We start from the raw sequence: 16,285 nt of genomic DNA, 5'->3' as shown, positions 1-16,285 counted from the left end.
TCGAATGACACAGACATGAAGTTCCAGACACCTGGTTACTAATAAGGAAAGCCGGTCTATGCCAACCATCAACCAGCTGGTCCGCAAGGGTCGCCGCGACAAGGTCGCCAAGACCAAGACTGCGGCCCTCAAGGGGAGCCCGCAGCGTCGTGGCGTGTGCACCCGCGTGTACACCACGACCCCGAAGAAGCCGAACTCCGCGCTGCGTAAGGTCGCGCGTGTTCGCCTGACCAGCGCGGTCGAGGTCACGGCGTACATCCCCGGTGAGGGTCACAACCTGCAGGAGCACTCGATGGTGCTCGTCCGCGGCGGTCGTGTGAAGGACCTCCCGGGTGTGCGCTACAAGATCATCCGCGGCTCGCTCGACACCCAGGGTGTCAAGAACCGCAAGCAGGCCCGCAGCCGCTACGGCGCCAAGAAGGAGAAGAGCTAATGCCGCGTAAGGGCCCCGCTCCCAAGCGTCCCCTGATCAACGATCCGGTCTACGGCTCGCCCCTGGTGACGCAGCTCGTCAACAAGATCCTGCTGGACGGCAAGAAGTCCACCGCCGAGCGCATCGTCTACGGCGCCCTCGAGCAGGCTCGCGAGAAGACCGGCACCGATCCGGTCGTGACCCTGAAGCGCGCGCTGGACAACGTCAAGCCGTCGCTCGAGGTCAAGCCCCGTCGTGTCGGTGGTGCCACCTACCAGGTGCCGGTCGAGGTCCGTCCGGGCCGCGCCAACACCCTCGCGCTGCGCTGGCTGGTCAACTTCTCGCGCGCTCGTCGTGAGAAGACCATGGTCGAGCGTCTGGCCAACGAGCTCCTCGATGCCAGCAACGGTCTGGGCGCTTCGGTGAAGCGTCGCGAGGACACCCACAAGATGGCCGAGTCCAACCGGGCGTTCGCGCACTACCGCTGGTGAGTCGTCCCCCGGCACCGCCGAGCGTGAGCTCGAATCTGGCTCTAGCCGGATGTGCCGGGAGTCGAGTCACAGTCCGGCGCGGCACTCGCGTACCGCGCCGGGCGTTGACACAGTGATGACCGCTGGAGAAGCCAGGGTCGTTCCCCAACTAGCTACGAGACGGGAAGATTTCCGTGGCACAGGAAGTGCTCACCGACCTGAACAGGGTCCGCAACATCGGCATCATGGCCCACATCGATGCCGGTAAGACGACGACCACCGAACGCATCCTCTTCTACACCGGCATCACGTACAAGATCGGTGAGGTGCACGACGGTGCGGCCACCATGGACTGGATGGCCCAGGAGCAGGAACGCGGCATCACGATCACGTCGGCCGCGACGACCTGCTACTGGAAAGACAACCAGATCAACATCATCGACACCCCCGGGCACGTCGACTTCACCGTAGAGGTGGAGCGTTCGCTCCGCGTCCTCGACGGCGCTGTCGCGGTGTTCGACGGTAAAGAGGGTGTCGAGCCGCAGTCCGAGCAGGTGTGGCGTCAGGCCGACAAGTACGACGTCCCGCGTATCTGCTTCGTCAACAAGATGGACAAGCTGGGCGCGGACTTCTACTTCACCGTGCAGACCATCAAGGACCGCCTGGGCGCCCGCCCGCTGGTGATCCAGCTCCCGATCGGCGCCGAGGACACCTTCGAGGGCATCGTCGATCTGGTCGAGAACAACGCCAAGGTGTGGCGTGGCGAGACCAAGCTGGGCGAGTCCTACGAGGTAGTCGAGATCCCCGAGGATCTCAAGGAGCGCGCCGAGCAGTACCGCCAGGAGCTGCTCGAGACCGTCGCCGAGTCGGATGAGGCGCTGCTGGAGAAGTTCTTCGGCGGCGAGGAGCTCTCGATCGAGGAGATCAAGGGCGCCATCCGCAAGATGACCGTCAACTCCGAGCTGTACCCGGTGCTGTGCGGTTCCGCGTTCAAGAACAAGGGCGTGCAGCCCATGCTCGACGCGGTCATCGACTACCTGCCGTCGCCGCTGGATGTCGAGTCCGTGCAGGGCCACGTGCCCGGCAAGGAAGAAGAGGTGCTGACCCGGAAGCCGTCCTCGGACGAGCCTTTCGCGGCGCTGGCGTTCAAGATCGCCACCCACCCCTTCTTCGGCAAGCTGACCTACGTCCGCGTGTACTCGGGCAAGGTCGACTCCGGCGCCCAGGTCATCAACGCGACCAAGGGCAAGAAGGAGCGTCTGGGCAAGCTGTTCCAGATGCACTCCAACAAGGAGAACCCGGTTCCCGAGGCCGTGGCCGGCCACATCTACGCGGTCATCGGTCTGAAGGACACCACCACGGGTGACACCCTGTGCGATCCGCAGAACCAGATCGTGCTGGAGTCCATGACCTTCCCGGATCCGGTCATCGAGGTGGCCATCGAGCCGAAGACGAAGGCCGACCAGGAGAAGCTGGGCACCGCGATCCAGAAGTTCGCGGAGGAGGACCCCACCTTCAACGTGAAGCTGGATCAGGAGACCGGCCAGACCGTCATCGGCGGCATGGGCGAGCTCCAGCTCGACATCTACGTCGACCGCATGAAGCGCGAGTTCAAGGTCGAGGCCAATATCGGTAAGCCGCAGGTGGCCTACCGTGAGACCCTCACCAAGACCGTGGACAAGTACGAGTACACGCACAAGAAGCAGACCGGTGGTTCGGGTCAGTTCGCCCGCGTCATCATCTCGCTCGCTCCGCTGGTCGACGCCGAGGACGGCGCGACCTACGAGTTCGAGAACAAGGTCACCGGTGGCCGCGTTCCGCGTGAGTACATCCCTTCGGTGGACGCCGGCATCCAGGACGCCATGCAGTACGGTGTGCTCGCGGGCTTCCCCCTGGTGAACGTGAAGGCTCAGCTGCTCGACGGCGCCTACCACGAGGTCGACTCCTCGGAAATGGCGTTCAAGATCGCCGGCGCGATGGCGCTGAAGGAAGCGGCCCGCAAGGCCGGTCCCGTCATCCTCGAGCCCCTCATGGCTGTCGAGGTCACCACGCCCGAGGATTACATGGGCGAAGTGATCGGCGACCTGAACTCCCGCCGTGGCCAGATCCAGGCCATGGAGGAACGCAGTGGTGCCCGTGTCGTCAAGGCGCTGGTTCCGCTCTCGGAGATGTTCGGTTACATCGGTGACCTGCGGTCGAAGACCCAGGGCCGGGCGAACTTCTCCATGGTGTTCGCTTCGTACGCAGAGGTTCCGGCCAATGTGTCGAAGGAGATCATCGCCAAGGCGACCGGCGAGTAATTCGCCGCGGGACGGGTTTGCGAGAATCCGTCCCGTACCGGTCGGCTGAACGACCCCCTGTAATACAAACCGCACTGCTGCAAAAAAGCACGCACTAACTAGTCCAGGAGGACCACAGTGGCGAAGGCGAAGTTCGAGCGGACGAAGCCCCACGTCAACATCGGCACCATCGGTCACGTCGACCACGGCAAGACCACGCTGACTGCCGCGATCACCAAGGTGCTGGCTGACAAGTACCCGGATCTGAACGCCGCGTTCGCGTTCGATCAGATCGACAAGGCGCCGGAGGAGAAGGCTCGTGGTATCACGATCAACATCTCCCACGTCGAGTACCAGACCGAGAAGCGCCACTACGCGCACGTCGACGCCCCCGGTCACGCGGACTACATCAAGAACATGATCACCGGTGCCGCCCAGATGGACGGCGCGATCCTGGTCGTGGCCGCCACCGACGGCCCGATGCCGCAGACCCGTGAGCACGTGCTGCTCGCCCGCCAGGTCGGCGTGCCCTACATCCTTGTCGCGCTGAACAAGTCCGACATGGTCGACGACGAGGAAATCCTCGAGCTCGTCGAGATGGAGGTCCGCGAGCTGCTGGCTTCGCAGGAGTTCGACGAGGATGCCCCCGTCGTGCGCGTCTCCGGCCTGAAGGCCCTCGAGGGTGACGAGAAGTGGGCGCAGTCCGTTCTCGACCTGATGAACGCCGTCGACGAGTCGATCCCGGACCCGGTCCGTGAGACCGACAAGCCGTTCCTGATGCCGATCGAGGACGTCTTCACGATCACCGGTCGTGGCACCGTCGTCACCGGTCGTATCGAGCGCGGTGTGGTCAACGTGAACGAGGAAGTCGAGATCGTCGGCATCCGCGAGAAGGTCACCAAGACCACCATCACGGGCATCGAGATGTTCCGCAAGCTGCTCGACAACGGCCAGGCGGGCGACAACGTCGGCCTGCTGGTCCGTGGCATCAAGCGCGAGGACGTGGAGCGCGGCCAGGTCGTCATCAAGCCGGGCACCACCACCCCGCACACCGAGTTCGAGGGCCAGGCGTACATCCTGTCGAAGGACGAGGGCGGCCGCCACACCCCGTTCTTCAACAACTACCGCCCGCAGTTCTACTTCCGTACCACGGACGTGACCGGCGTCGTGACCCTCCCCGAGGGCACCGAGATGGTCATGCCCGGCGACAACACCGAGATGAGCGTCAAGCTCATCCAGCCGGTCGCCATGGACGAGGGCCTGCGTTTCGCGATCCGTGAGGGTGGCCGCACCGTCGGTGCCGGTCGCGTCACCAAGATCATCAAGTGATTTCCTGAAATCACAAGGTGATTCGCTGAATCGCTAGTCGAACGGCGTCGCTCCGAAAGGGGCGGCGCCGTTTGCGTTTCCGGGTCACTCGTCGCGAATCGGGTTGCCGTCCTCGTCGATCCAGTCGGCCACGGCAGTGCCTGCGATCATGCCGTCGGTGCCGGGTAGCACGGTGTGCGGGCGGTCGTCGGCGTAGGTCTCCGCCATCCGATGCGCTTCGTCCCGATGTTTCTGCTGGACTTCGGGTTCCGCGGTGATGGTCCGGTCGTCCTGTTTCGCGGACTCGCGATGTATCTCTTCTTCTTTCTCACTCATGTGAGAGACCTGCCCGGCCGGCTGGGCGTCAAACGAGCGAACCTGCTCCGAGCAGTCGGCCGGAGTCGAAAGCGGCTGCGGCGGTGGGGAGTTGGCCGGGGCGGCCGGAGGCGATGACGCGGACGGTGCCGGTGCCCGCGGTCGGGCGGCCGAGAGCGTCGATGCGGCGCAGGGTCTGGGCGGCGACGGCTTCGGCGCTGTCGAAGATGCGGACGCCCTCGGGCAGCGCGGCGAGGATGGCGTCGAGGACCAGCGGGTAGTGGGTGCAGCCGAGGACGATTCCCTCGGTGCCCGCGGGGGTGCGGGCGGCCGCGTCGGCGATTGCCTCGGTGACGGCGGGGAGGTCGCCGCGGTCGATGGCGTCGGCGAGCCCGTGGCAGGCGACGCCGGTGACTTCGGCGTCGCCGCCGAAGCGGGCGATGAGGTCGGCCTGGTAGTCGCTGGCCGTCGTGGCGGCGGTGGCCCAGACCGCAACCTTGCGGCAAGCCGCGGCGGCGGGCTTGATGGCGGGCACGGTGCCGATCACCGGCACTCCCGGCCCGACCATGGCGCGGACATGTTCGAGGGCGGTGACGCTGGCCGTATTACACGGCAGCACAATGACTTCCGCGCCCTCACGCAGCGAGGCGCGGGCCGTTTCGAGCACCCGGTCCACGACCCACTGCTCGGGCTTCGGCCCCCACGGCGCGCCGTCGGGGTCGTTCTGCAACAGCAGGTCGAGATCGGGCCGCAGCTTCCGCAACCACGCCGCGGTCGGCAGCAGCCCCAGCCCTGAGTCGATGAGCGCCACGATCACCCTTGCCACGGTAGTGAATGAGACACCGGGACCGGTAATGGGTCCGGCCTGATCACCTGTATTCGGCGGCTCCGGTCGGAATCCGACCGGAACCGGGGGCCGGCGCGAGTTGTCAGGCGACGGGCTGGGCTCCCGCGAGCTGGGCGCGCATCTTCATGACCTTGCCCGCCATGCTTCCGCCGACCACGGCGACGAGGGTGCCCGCGCGCAGGTAGTGGGCGAGGAACTTGCGGCCTTTGTCCTCGATGATCCGCACCTCGTCGGCGAGCGCCGGGATGCCGAGCACCTGGATCTTCAGGTCGTACTGGTCGCTCCACACGTAGGGCACCTGTGCGGGCGGCTGTTCGGTTCCGAGCAGCGCGGCGGCCAGGACGGTGGCCTGTTCGCCCGCATTGGTCCAGTGCTCGACGCGCTTGTTGCGGCCGACGCGGTGCGGCCAGGCCGCGACGTCGCCGACCGCCCACACGCCGTCGACGCTTGTGCGCCCGGTCTCGTCGGTGAGTACGCCGCCGCCGTCGCCGGGCATGGCGAGCGGGATGCCGGAGCCGGCCAGCCAGTCGGTGGCGGGCACCGAGCCGATGCCGACCACCACCAGGTCGGCGTCGAGCACGCTGCCGTCGCTCAGCTGCACGCCGCGCACCGAATCGTCCTCGGTGACGAGGTTTTTCACGCCGATGCCGCAGCGCAGCACGACGCCTTCCTCGCGGTGGGTGCGGGCGACCAGCGCGCCGACCTGTTCGCCGAGGGCGGCGGCCAGGGGAGTGGCCTGGGGTTCGACGAGCGTGACCTCGAGTCCGCGGGAGCGGAAGCTGGCCGCGAGTTCGCATCCGATGAATCCCGCGCCCACGATGACGGCGGTGCGGGCGGTCGCCAGATGTTCGCGCAGTCCGGCCGCGTCGGCGTGCGAGCGCAGCACGTGCACGCCGCGGATGCCGTCGAAGCCCGGAATGCGCCGGGGCCGCAGTCCCGTCGCGATGACGAGCTGTCCGTAGTCGATCCGGCTGCCGTCCGATAGCGTGACCTGCCGGGCGGCGGTGTCGACCCCGGTGGCGTGGGTGCCGGTGCGCAGGTCGATGCGTTGTTCGGCGAAGAATTCGGGGTCGCGCAGGCAGGTGTCGTCGGTTTCGCCGCGAACATACTGTTTGGACAGTGGCGGCCGGTCGTAGGGCGCGCGTTCCTCGTCACCGATGAGTACGAGTTCCCCCTCGTAACCGGCGTTTCGCAGCTCTTCGGCGGTACGCAATCCCGCCAGCCCCGCGCCAACAATTAGAACGTGTTCTACCACCTGCGGCATAGGGCAACACTAGCCGTTCACGCAGCCGTGCGGGCCTGTGTGCTACGCCACATCCGATGTGCGGCTGAATCGTAGCCAAGGATTTATTGATCGGGCGGTCAATCAGGCATACAACGAAAGCAGGACAAATTCCCAGCCTTCGAGGAGGCCCACAATGTTCACCGACCGCAAGATGCAGGATGTGCTGACCGTCGTACTCGGCGCGGTCGCCGCCCTGTCGCCCGTGTGGGTGGGGCACAACGATGACGCGCGCTGGTCGCTCGTCGTCCTCGGTGCCGTCATCGCTCTCGGCGGTCTCGCCCATCTCGCCGGATACCTCGGCGGCGTCGTCGACTATGTGGTCGCGGTGGCGGGCGTGCTGCTGTTCATCTCCCCCTGGGTGATGGGCTTCACCGACTACTCCGGCGCGTCCTGGTTCGCGTGGGTGGTGGGTGCCGTGACCACCTTGCTGGCGGTCACATCGTTGCCGCAGGTGTCGAGCCACCTGCACACGGCGCACTGATATCGGGCGATACGCCGGTATCGGGCTCCGGCTCCGATATCGGCGTATTCGCGGGATATGCTTACCTTCTCCGGTCGTGAGGAGGACGTCGAGCAGATGCCCCTATCTCGCACGGGCCGCCGCCGGAGCAAGAAGACCGACGGCGATGCCCGCAAGCTCATCCTGGATGCCGCTGAGAAGTTGTTCGCGGCACAGGGTTTCGATGCGACCCCCACGGCAGCCATCGCCAAGGCGGCGGATGTGCCGAAGGGTCTGGTGTTCTACTACTTCCCCACCAAGGACGCGATTCTGTCGGCGCTGATGGCCGAACGCGTGCCGCCGAATCCCATCGACGACATCTATTCGGTTGTGGTGTCGGGTGATCCGGCGAAGAGCCTGGTGAATCTGGATGCGGCGCTGAATCTTCGGGACAATCACTCCTCGGTGCTGCGGGTCATCATGTGGCGGGAGGCGGATACGCATCCTGATGTGCGGAAACAATTGCGGCGCATGCGCGATCAGCTGCTGGACGTGACGGCGCGGGTGCTGGCCGCGAGCGCGCCGGGGCCGGTGCAGCCGGGGACGCTGCGGGCGTGTGCGGCGGCGTGGGTGTCGGCGATGTTCGCGATAGCGAGTACCGATCGCCTGCACGCGCTGGACGGATTGACGCTGCCGACAGGTGATGAAATCTTCAACGTGGCGCAGGTGGTGGCCGCGGGAATGACGCAGATGGGCTGATCGGGGCCGTCGTAAACACCCCAATACGACGGCATCGCCCCTCAATACCGTTGTTCGTGAATCGCTTTCGCCGCATCCCGAGTCGCATCCCGGGTGGCGGCCCGGTAAGAATGTCGGCCATGGACGCCGACTACACGACCAGCCTCGGGGGTTCCCGTAATTCCCGTCCGGGCGGTTACCGCCTGACGAATCCGGATGCCTCCGGCCAGGCGCCCGCCTCGAACCCGGCGCTGACCGGTATCGACACCGGCGCCCACAATTCCTTCACCCGCAACGGTTTCGACCACCCGGAACTGCCGCCCACCTGGACGACGCCCGCCCCCACGTTCACCTCCGACACCGACACGGCGGCCCGCCGCGCGGTGACCGGCTACGGCGACCCGACCCAGAACGGCTCCGCGGCACCCGAACCGGTGACCGGCCGACTCGGCCCGGAAGCCGAATCCGTGCTGGGCCGCCTGGCCTCGGATCCCGAGTCGGTGCTGGGCCGCCGCCTCCCCGACCCGGATCCGGTCACGGCCCTTCCCCGGGTCAGCGAGGATGTCGAAGCGCTGCTGCCCCGCCTCGCCCAGGGCCTCGACGCCGTCCTGTCCGCCGGCGCCCAGGAGACCGCGGAACCCGTCCAGCGCCACACCGCCCCCGACGACCCCTCCGCCCAGCGCCCCACGGCCCCCCTGCCCCAGCGCACCCCGGCCGACCCCTTCGCCCAGCGCTCCGCACCGGACGCATCCTCCCTGCCCTACCCTCCCGCGTCGGACACCTCGGCCCGGCCCCCCGCCGTTCCCGGATCGGAAGCGGCGGATCAGTCCTACGCGTCCGCGCCGGAGATTCCGTCGCTGTCCCATGCTCCCGTGGCGGAGGCGGCGTCCTCCCCGCAGTTGCCCACGTTCGATGCGACGTCCGTGTCCCGGCAGCCGTTGACGGATGTGTCCGCGCTGTCCTCGTCGCCGGAGCCGCTGCCCTCCCGCACCCGGCGCGAGCCCCAGGTGCTGCCGCAGAGCTCTGCCGCGGAGCCGCAGGATCTTTCGTATCGTTCGCCCGCGGCCCCGGCCTCCCCCCGTGATGCGCAGGATGCCGAATCGCTTTCCCGCCCGGCGGCTCCCGAGCGGGATCCGGCTCCCTTCGGCGCGCCGGTGGACGAGGAGCCGCCCACTCGCCGTGCCGCCCGCGAGCCTCGGCCCGCCTCCCCGCGCCTGTCCGCTCCGGAGCCGGCCGCCGCCCCGCGCCGCGCCGCCGAGACCGCGGAACCCGCTCCCGCCCAGCAGAACCCGAGACGTTCGCGCTACAGAGCCCCCGAGCCCGCTGAACCGGTCGCCGCCGCGACCGCCCCGGCCATCGATCTACACCAGATCATGGCCCTGCTGGTCTCCAGCCACGATCTCGAGGTGGCCGCGGCGCAGGCCGAAGCCGGTGAGATCACCGTCGCCGAATTGGTCGCCATCGCCCGCCGAACCCGTTCGGCCGCAGTGGATCTGGTGTCCTCCTGGTACGGCGGCGCCGACCATATGCGCAAGTTCGGCGAGGTGCTGTTACAGGCCGCGGCTGAAACCGCTTGATCAGGGTCTCACCGGTCGGAGACGGTGAGCCCGAACACTCTGGCCGGGGCGGAAGGCCGTGGTGGGGGTAGGGCCGCTCATCCACCCATGATCGCCTGTCCCGGGTGGTTCCGGCGTGGTGCTCGATTGTGTCGGTGGGGTGGCCGATGATGGTTCGGTGACCGGTACGGAGCTCACTGCGGCGGCTGTTCAGGACGCGTTGGCGAAGGTGTCCGATGCGGGGGATGCGGTGCATCTGCAGCGGTTCTTCAAGACCGGGCCGGGGGAGTACGGGGAGGGTGACGTCTTCATCGGGGTGCGGGTGCCCGCGACCCGGAAGGTGGCGAAGCAGTTCGGTGGGCTGGCGCTGTCGGAGATCGACAAGCTGCTCGACAGTGCGGTGCACGAGCATCGGCTGGCGGGGTTGGTGATCCTGAATGCGCGGATGGCCAAGGCTTCTCGTGCGCGGGGCGGGGATGCGGCGTTGCAGGAGGAGATCGTCCGGCTGTATCTGGCTGCCGTGGAGCGGGGGCGGGTGAACAACTGGGATCTGGTCGATACGTCGGCGGAGTTCATTTTCGGCCCGTGGTATTACGAGCGGCCCCGGGATTTCATTTTTGAACTGGCCCAACGGGATTCGTTGTGGGAACGCCGGGTGGCGGTGTTGACGACCTTCCATTTCATCAAGCAGGGCGATGCGAGTACGACCCTCGAGTTGTGTGAACGGCTGCTCGACGACCGGCGGGATCTGATTCAGAAGGCGGTCGGGTGGATGTTGCGGGAGATCGGGAAGCGGGTGGACGCCGCACTCCTGACCGGGTTCCTGGAGGCGCATGCCGCGGCGATGGGCCGTACGGCGCTGAGCTATGCCACAGAACACCTCACGCCCGAGGAGCGTGTCCACTATCGCGCCTTGCGCTGAGTCGCAGGTCAGAGCCTCGATGCGAGCGAATCTCGAGCTGGTAATTAGCTAGTTCACCTTTTGTTCAGTTTACGGACAGCGTGCGTTAACCTATCGCGACCATTCTGTGATGTGTCGAAACAGACCGTGTGCCCGTTTAGGTGCGCAGTACTCGACGGCCAGTCGGCATTCGAGTAAGCGGTCTCACTACAACCCGCGGCCCATCCCGGGGCGTCCTCGTGGCGCTCGCGGTGATGCGTGCTGTCCCAAAACACTTATGACACTTCGCGCATTCATTCCGGCAGCCCTGGCCGCCGCCGCCATCATCATCGTCCCCGTGACCGCGTCCGCCGAGGCTCCCATCGCCGGCGTGCCCAATGAACTGCAGCAGCCCGCGCAGCAGGTGAAGCAGGTCGCCACCGATCAGCTGAATCAGCTGCCGCAGGATCAGCAGAACCAGGTGCGCGACTACGTGCGGACCCTGCCCGCGCCGTTCAACGAACTGCTGCCCCCGGTCTTCCAGGACAACCTGGACGGCTGGATCAAGAACGCCCTGTACGTGATGAACCAGCAGAACATCCCGGGCAGCTACGACGGCATCTTCCGCAACATCATTCGGGAGTCGGGCGGCAATCCGCAGGCCATCAACCTGTACGACTCGAATGCCGCGGCGGGTATCCCGTCGAAGGGCCTGCTGCAGGTGATCGATCCGACCTTCCAGGCGTACCACGTCGAGGGCACCTCGTGGGACATCTACGATCCGGTCGCCAATATCGCGGCCGCCTGCAATTACGCAGCGCACCGCTACGGCTCGATCGACAACGTCTTCGGCGCCTACTGAGCGACGAAAACAATTCGGCCGCCACATCATCGACGATGTGGCGGCCGAATATCTTTGTCAGAACTGAATTTTCAGGTGATCCGTGACCGGCCGCGCCTGGCAGCCGAGGATGTACCCGTTGGCGATGTCCTCGGGGTCGAGGATCTCGGCGTTCTCCATCTCGACCGTGCCCTCGAGCACGGTGCAGGCGCAGGACCCGCATTCGCCTTCGAGGCAGGAGTAAGGCACGTCGATGCCCTTGGAGAGCATGATGTCGACCAGCGTCTGACTGCGCGGCCACGTCAATTCGTGTGTCTCACCGTCGAGTTCGACTTCGACGCTGGCCGCGTCGGCGGCTTCCTCGTCGGAGATCTCGGCGGGCGCGACGTCGGCGAACGGGTCGCCGGACAGCGAGTTGAACACCTCGGCGTGGGTGCGGTTGCGCGGCACCCCGAGTTGGGCGAGCGCATCGTGCACGCAGTCCATGAACGGCTTGGGCCCGCACATGAAGGCTTCGTGCTCGGTGTAGGGCGCGACAAGGGAGGCAAGGGAATCCGCGGTGGGCAGCCCCTGCAGGTGCTCGAGCCAGTGCACGACGACGAGTCGCTGCGGATGCTTGTCGGCGAGCTCGCGTAGCTCCCCGGCGAAGATGACCGAGTCGTGGTCGCGGTTGGCGTAGACCACGACGATTTTCCCGTTGCCCCGCGACAGCGCGGATTTCAGGATCGACATGACCGGCGTGATGCCGCTGCCCGCCGCGAACAGCAACATGTCCGCATCCAGGTTCTTGGGCGTGAAAACGCCTGAGGGCGGCAGTACTTCGACGCTGTCGCCGGCTTTGAGGTTGTCGCACAACCAGTTCGAGCCGTACCCGTCGACCGTGCGCTTGACGGTGACCTTCGGCTTGTCGTCGGTGTAGGGCGAGCTGGCCAGCGAGTAGCAGCGTGCGACGGACCCGGTGAGTTCGCTGGGGATCCGCAGGGTCAGGAATTGTCCCGGCTGGTAGGTGAATCGCTCGCGGAGATCCTCGGGCACGTCGAATACCAGCGAGCAGGAGTCGGCCGTCTCGTTGATGACCGCGGAGACCCGCAGCACGGCTGATCGCGAGCTGTGCGGTACGTCGACGGTGGTCATAGATTCCTCTCGCAAACTAGAACGTGTTCTAGTTTCACTATACGTGGCTGTCGCGCTGCCGGACAAGCTGGGCTTCGAGCCCGGCGATCAGCACGTCCATGGAGAAGTCGTAGGAGTACTTCCCGCGCAGGTCGGCCATATGCTTGGTGGCGCGTTCCACGGCCTCGGGCAGCACCCGGTCGTGCAGGGCGTTGCGGTCGCGCGGATTCACTTTGCTGCGCCCGAACAGGTAGGTGTGGATCGTCGCATACGCCGAGAGCACATTGCGATCGTCGAAGCCCGCGTCGAACAGGATCTCCATCACGGCCGCGATGAGGTCGAGCTGTTTGCCCAGCATCTGCTCGATGAGGACATCGCCCAGGCCCGGATGCTTGCGCAGTTTCTCGTCGATCTGGTCGACGATTTCGCGCAGCCGCATTTGCCACGGGCCGAATTCCGGTGGGGGCTTGCGCACTCCGGTGAGTGCGGCCGTCGCCACCAGATCGAGTAGCTCGCGCTTGTCGGCCACGTAGTAATAGGGGGCCATCGGGGAAACCCCGAGTTCGCGGGAGAGTCGTCGCATGGAGAGTTTCTCCACGCCGTCCTGGCGGACCACTCGAAGAGCGGCCTCGACGATCTCGGCCTCCGACAGGGTATTGCCGCCCCCGCTTGTCTGCATTCGCCCGACTCCCATACCACCTCGACCACCGTGGGTACGGATTTCCGTCCCCTGCCTGTTCAACTGCCGATTTTCCTCCCGCAGTCTAGAGGTCCGATCCCGTTGCCGGTCGGGCTCGGTCGGACCGCGGAAGGTTACCCATCGGTCGGTGCACTGGGCGGCGCGCCATTCATGGTTGCTGATTGTGTGCTGCCTTAGCATTTCTGGAATGCGCCATGATCGCCTTCCCGATGGTTTCGGGGTGCGAATCGATCCCAGGGTGCGCACTTATTCCGGTGGACGGTACCTGGTCGGCGGTTCGCCGACGCGGTTGCTACGACTCGCGCCGGAAGCTGCGGCCATGATCGGTGACGGGTACCTCGAGGTGACCGGCCCTACGTCGGCCCGTGTTGCCAGACGCCTGCTCGACTCCGGGGTGGCGAATCCGCGTCCGCGCCTGCTGCCGTCGGTGGAGGACGTGACGTTGATCGTGCCGGTGCACAACGACGAGGCGGGCCTGCGCCGGCTGCTGTCGACGCTGCGCGGCCACACGGTGATCGTGGTGGACGACGGTTCGGATCGCCCGGTTCGGATTCCGCACGCGCTGCGCTGCCGGGTGACGGTGCTGCGCCGGGATCGCCGGCGCGGCCCGTCCGCCGCGCGCAATTTCGGATTGCGAGCGGCCGCAACGGAGTTCGTGGCCTTCCTGGATCCGGACGTGCTGCCCCGCACCGGCTGGCTGGAGGTCATGCTCGGGCATTTCAGCGATCCGAAGGTGGCGCTGGTGGCCCCGCGCATCCTGGCGATGGATCCGGATTCCACGGTGCTGGCCCGCTACGAGCACACCCGCGGTTCGCTGCATCGCGGCCGCCGGGAGTCGGCGGTGCAGGCGCACGGCCCGGTCCCGTATGTGCCGAGTTCGGCGCTGCTGGTGCGGCGCACGGCGTTGCTGGCCGATGGCGGATTCGACGAGTCGATGGGCGCGGGCGATGACGTCGACCTGTGCTGGCGGCTGGACCGCGCGGGCTGGCGGCTGCGTTACGAGCCGGCCGCCCGGGTCGCGCACAGCAACCCCGTGACCTTGCGAAAGTGGTTCGTGCACAAGCTCACCCACGGCACCGGCGTGGCCCCGCTGGGGCAGCGGCACGCCGGGATGGCGGCGCCGCTGTCGCTGCCGGTGTGGACGGCGGCGACGGCGTTGCTGTTCGGCACGCTCACGCGCTGGGGTTTCCTCGGTGGTCTGCTGACTTTGGTGACCACGTTGTTCCGGTTGCGCCGGGTTTTCGCGGAACTCGACAATCCGACGCGGGTGGCGGCCATTTATATGGCGCGCGGTTTTTCGGGTGGCGTATGGCGGCTGGCCGCGGCGCTGTGCCGGGACTATTGGCCGGTGACGCTGCTGGGGATGCTGTGCTCGCGTCGAATTCGGCAGACCGCGGTCACGGTGGCGGTGGCGGATGGTTTGGCGGACTGGTTCATTCATCGGGAGCCGGGTTCGCTGGATCCGGTGCGCTATGTGGCGTGCAAGCGGCTCGATGATGTGGCGTACGGGGCGGGTCTGTGGCGCGGTGCGATGCGTCAGCGCAGTGCGGCGGCGTTGCGGCCGACCCTGCCTCCGCACTAACCCACGAGCTATCTGAACAAGTATTGTTTGACAAATTGCTAGCTAGCTCACATTTGCCATGGCAACCGTCACGGTGTGACCTGCGGGACAAAGAAACGGCTTTCGCCTTCGAGCCACTTTGCCGCCGGTACCCTCAGGGGCGGAAAGAAAGGCAAATGGTCAGCAATCTCGCAGGTGGGAGCCTTCCCCAGTACGGTGCCGGTTCGGGCGGAACACAGCTCGGCGCACTGGAGGCCTATGCCGCACAAGCCCATGGCTATTTGAGCGTGGGCGGCGAACAACTCGGTCAGCTCCCGGGTCTGCTTCGTCCCATGGTGCTGGAATCGTGGCTGCGCAGTGTGCGCGGCGGTGTCGACCCGTTGGACGACAACGACGGTCGCGGTCTGCGCGGCCCGGATCTGCAGCGGTATCGCGACGCACATCCGATCGCGTCGGCCATGCCGCTGGTGGACAAGCTGCTGCTGCGCGATGCCACCAGCACCGGACTCATGGTGGTGGTGGCCGATCAGTTCGGCCGGGTGCTGTCGGTGCACGGCAGCGCCGACCGGGTGCGCGCCGCGGCCGAGGCGGGCCTGCGCGAGGGCAATGATCTGAGCGAGCGCCGGGTGGGCACCAATGCGGTGGGCCTGGTGGTGCGCACCGGCCGGGCGGCCTGGATCCACGGCCCCGAGCATTTCCTGCACCGCATGCACCAGATCACGGGAGCCGCTGCGCCCGTTCATGATCCGGACGGCCGCCTGGTGGGCGTGCTGATGATCGCGGGCGGGGTGCGGGTGGCGCGCCCGGAGATCCTGGCCCTGGTGAAGGCGGCGGCGACGGCCGCGGAGATGGATCTGCTGCTGACCGCGGTGCGGTCGGGTCAGGATCGCCGGACGGGTGCGGATGCCCCGGTGCCGGAGCGGCTCGGCCTGGAGGTGCTGGGTCTGGGGCAGCCGCAGCTGACGGTCGCGGGGGAGCGAGTCCCGTTGTCGCAGCGGCATGCCGAGATCCTGGTGCTGCTGGCCGAACATCAGGAGGGGTTGTCGGCCGACCATCTGGCCCTGCTGCTGGATGACGCGGATCTGGACAATGCCACGATTCGCGCGGCCATGTCCCGGCTGCGTTCGGTGGTGGGCCCGAACGTCTTCGGTTCGCGTCCGTACCGGTTGCGGGTTCCGATCGCCACGGATGTGGAGGCGCTGCGCGCCGCCCTGGATTCCGGGGACGTCGATGCGGCGGTCCGGCTTTATTCGGGACCGGTGCTGCCGCGTTCGACCGCGCCGGGAGTTATAGACATTCGCGATGAATTGCGCGTGCGATTGCGCACCGCTGTCCTGCGTTCCGGTGACGCGACGGTATTGGGCCGGTGGACTTCGGGTCCCGAGGGGCGTGACGATGCGGCGGCGTGGGCTGCCTATCGCGCCACCGTTGACCGGGACTCTCCCTTGTATTCGCAGATCGAAGCCAAGATCCGCGTACTCGATCGGCGCATGGGCGCCGATGCAACGCAGTTGCAACGTTTCGAGCCATAGTCTTCGCAA

At 66.7% G+C, this 16,285-nt stretch carries 16 protein-coding genes; 11 read left to right on the top strand and 5 right to left on the bottom strand.

From position 1 onward, the window contains the following. The first annotated feature begins 58 nt into the window (after nucleotides 1–58). The 4 genes from rpsL to tuf all read left to right on the top strand — a co-directional run bounded on the left by rpsL (nucleotide 59) and on the right by tuf (nucleotide 4,490). On the top strand, nucleotides 59–433 hold the full coding sequence (rpsL, locus tag JK358_RS14275; RefSeq protein ID WP_014353064.1) for a 30S ribosomal protein S12: 375 nt from the start codon (nucleotides 59–61) through the stop codon (nucleotides 431–433). Next, nucleotides 433–903 (top strand): 30S ribosomal protein S7, encoded by a 471-nt coding sequence (gene rpsG / locus JK358_RS14270; RefSeq protein ID WP_014353063.1) that lies wholly within the window; start codon nucleotides 433–435, stop codon nucleotides 901–903. Before rpsL ends, rpsG begins: the two co-directional genes overlap by 1 nt. Nucleotides 904–1,076: 173 nt before the next feature. Next, entirely contained in the window at nucleotides 1,077–3,182 is a 2,106-nt protein-coding gene (fusA, locus tag JK358_RS14265; RefSeq protein WP_201947739.1) for an elongation factor G, read from the top strand. 117 nt (nucleotides 3,183–3,299) lie between these two features. Continuing rightward, nucleotides 3,300–4,490 (top strand): elongation factor Tu, encoded by a 1,191-nt coding sequence (tuf, locus tag JK358_RS14260; protein WP_201947736.1) that lies wholly within the window; start codon nucleotides 3,300–3,302, stop codon nucleotides 4,488–4,490. An 84-nt stretch (nucleotides 4,491–4,574) separates the two neighbouring features. Here tuf and JK358_RS14255 read toward each other — a convergent pair whose 3' ends face one another. The 3 genes from JK358_RS14255 to JK358_RS14245 all read right to left on the bottom strand — a co-directional run bounded on the left by JK358_RS14255 (nucleotide 4,575) and on the right by JK358_RS14245 (nucleotide 6,895). Next, nucleotides 4,575–4,805, bottom strand: coding sequence for a hypothetical protein (locus JK358_RS14255; RefSeq protein ID WP_201947734.1), 231 nt, complete (start codon nucleotides 4,803–4,805; stop codon nucleotides 4,575–4,577). 28 nt (nucleotides 4,806–4,833) lie between these two features. Further along, nucleotides 4,834–5,601 (bottom strand): glutamate racemase, encoded by a 768-nt coding sequence (locus JK358_RS14250; RefSeq protein ID WP_201948369.1) that lies wholly within the window; start codon nucleotides 5,599–5,601, stop codon nucleotides 4,834–4,836. A gap of 112 nt (nucleotides 5,602–5,713) precedes the next feature. Then, nucleotides 5,714–6,895, bottom strand: coding sequence for an NAD(P)/FAD-dependent oxidoreductase (locus JK358_RS14245; protein ID WP_201947732.1), 1,182 nt, complete (start codon nucleotides 6,893–6,895; stop codon nucleotides 5,714–5,716). A gap of 154 nt (nucleotides 6,896–7,049) precedes the next feature. Here JK358_RS14245 and JK358_RS14240 point away from each other — a divergent pair, with 154 nt between their 5' ends. The 5 genes from JK358_RS14240 to JK358_RS14220 all read left to right on the top strand — a co-directional run bounded on the left by JK358_RS14240 (nucleotide 7,050) and on the right by JK358_RS14220 (nucleotide 11,391). Beyond that, nucleotides 7,050–7,397: an SPW repeat protein gene (locus tag JK358_RS14240; protein WP_201947731.1), complete on the top strand. Its 348-nt coding sequence runs from the start codon at nucleotides 7,050–7,052 to the stop codon at nucleotides 7,395–7,397. Nucleotides 7,398–7,493: 96 nt separating this feature from the next. After that, nucleotides 7,494–8,114 (top strand): TetR/AcrR family transcriptional regulator, encoded by a 621-nt coding sequence (locus JK358_RS14235; RefSeq protein ID WP_201947730.1) that lies wholly within the window; start codon nucleotides 7,494–7,496, stop codon nucleotides 8,112–8,114. Between the two features lie 119 nt (nucleotides 8,115–8,233). Beyond that, entirely contained in the window at nucleotides 8,234–9,670 is a 1,437-nt protein-coding gene (locus JK358_RS14230) for a hypothetical protein (RefSeq protein ID WP_201947729.1), read from the top strand. A 157-nt stretch (nucleotides 9,671–9,827) separates the two neighbouring features. Continuing rightward, nucleotides 9,828–10,571, top strand: coding sequence for a DNA alkylation repair protein (locus tag JK358_RS14225; RefSeq protein WP_201947728.1), 744 nt, complete (start codon nucleotides 9,828–9,830; stop codon nucleotides 10,569–10,571). 256 nt (nucleotides 10,572–10,827) lie between these two features. Then, on the top strand, nucleotides 10,828–11,391 hold the full coding sequence (locus tag JK358_RS14220) for a transglycosylase SLT domain-containing protein (protein ID WP_201947727.1): 564 nt from the start codon (nucleotides 10,828–10,830) through the stop codon (nucleotides 11,389–11,391). A 57-nt stretch (nucleotides 11,392–11,448) separates the two neighbouring features. Here JK358_RS14220 and JK358_RS14215 read toward each other — a convergent pair whose 3' ends face one another. Both JK358_RS14215 and mftR2 read right to left on the bottom strand, forming a co-directional pair. After that, nucleotides 11,449–12,504 carry a ferredoxin--NADP reductase gene (locus JK358_RS14215; RefSeq protein ID WP_201947725.1) on the bottom strand — a complete coding sequence of 352 codons (1,056 nt, stop codon included), beginning with the start codon at nucleotides 12,502–12,504 and terminating at the stop codon, nucleotides 11,449–11,451. 37 nt (nucleotides 12,505–12,541) lie between these two features. After that, a complete protein-coding gene (gene mftR2, locus JK358_RS14210; protein WP_201947722.1) occupies nucleotides 12,542–13,162 on the bottom strand; it encodes a mycofactocin system transcriptional regulator MftR2 in 621 nt (206 codons plus the stop codon). 208 nt (nucleotides 13,163–13,370) lie between these two features. Here mftR2 and mftF point away from each other — a divergent pair, with 208 nt between their 5' ends. Both mftF and JK358_RS14200 read left to right on the top strand, forming a co-directional pair. Further along, nucleotides 13,371–14,765, top strand: coding sequence for a mycofactocin biosynthesis glycosyltransferase MftF (mftF, locus tag JK358_RS14205; RefSeq protein ID WP_201947719.1), 1,395 nt, complete (start codon nucleotides 13,371–13,373; stop codon nucleotides 14,763–14,765). A gap of 155 nt (nucleotides 14,766–14,920) precedes the next feature. Next, nucleotides 14,921–16,276 (top strand): GAF domain-containing protein, encoded by a 1,356-nt coding sequence (locus JK358_RS14200; protein WP_201947717.1) that lies wholly within the window; start codon nucleotides 14,921–14,923, stop codon nucleotides 16,274–16,276. Nucleotides 16,277–16,285: the final 9 nt, after the last annotated feature.

It is taken from the genome of Nocardia acididurans (assembly GCF_016741815.1).
Taxonomy (GTDB): Bacteria; Actinomycetota; Actinomycetes; order Mycobacteriales; family Mycobacteriaceae; genus Nocardia; species Nocardia acididurans.
This window is presented reverse-complemented; position numbering and strand designations above follow the sequence as displayed.

Coding starts and splice junctions, on each gene's coding strand:
- JK358_RS14240 (WP_201947731.1), top strand. CDS start 7,050: ATGTTCACCGACCGCAAGATGCAGGATGTGCTGACCGTCGTACTCGGC.
- JK358_RS14220 (WP_201947727.1), top strand. CDS start 10,828: ATGACACTTCGCGCATTCATTCCGGCAGCCCTGGCCGCCGCCGCCATC.
- JK358_RS14230 (WP_201947729.1), top strand. CDS start 8,234: ATGGACGCCGACTACACGACCAGCCTCGGGGGTTCCCGTAATTCCCGT.
- rpsL (WP_014353064.1), top strand. CDS start 59: ATGCCAACCATCAACCAGCTGGTCCGCAAGGGTCGCCGCGACAAGGTC.
- mftR2 (WP_201947722.1), bottom strand. CDS start 13,162: ATGCAGACAAGCGGGGGCGGCAATACCCTGTCGGAGGCCGAGATCGTC.
- JK358_RS14200 (WP_201947717.1), top strand. CDS start 14,921: ATGGTCAGCAATCTCGCAGGTGGGAGCCTTCCCCAGTACGGTGCCGGT.
- JK358_RS14255 (WP_201947734.1), bottom strand. CDS start 4,805: ATGAGTGAGAAAGAAGAAGAGATACATCGCGAGTCCGCGAAACAGGAC.
- JK358_RS14215 (WP_201947725.1), bottom strand. CDS start 12,504: ATGACCACCGTCGACGTACCGCACAGCTCGCGATCAGCCGTGCTGCGG.
- mftF (WP_201947719.1), top strand. CDS start 13,371: ATGCGCCATGATCGCCTTCCCGATGGTTTCGGGGTGCGAATCGATCCC.
- JK358_RS14245 (WP_201947732.1), bottom strand. CDS start 6,895: ATGCCGCAGGTGGTAGAACACGTTCTAATTGTTGGCGCGGGGCTGGCG.
- JK358_RS14235 (WP_201947730.1), top strand. CDS start 7,494: ATGCCCCTATCTCGCACGGGCCGCCGCCGGAGCAAGAAGACCGACGGC.
- rpsG (WP_014353063.1), top strand. CDS start 433: ATGCCGCGTAAGGGCCCCGCTCCCAAGCGTCCCCTGATCAACGATCCG.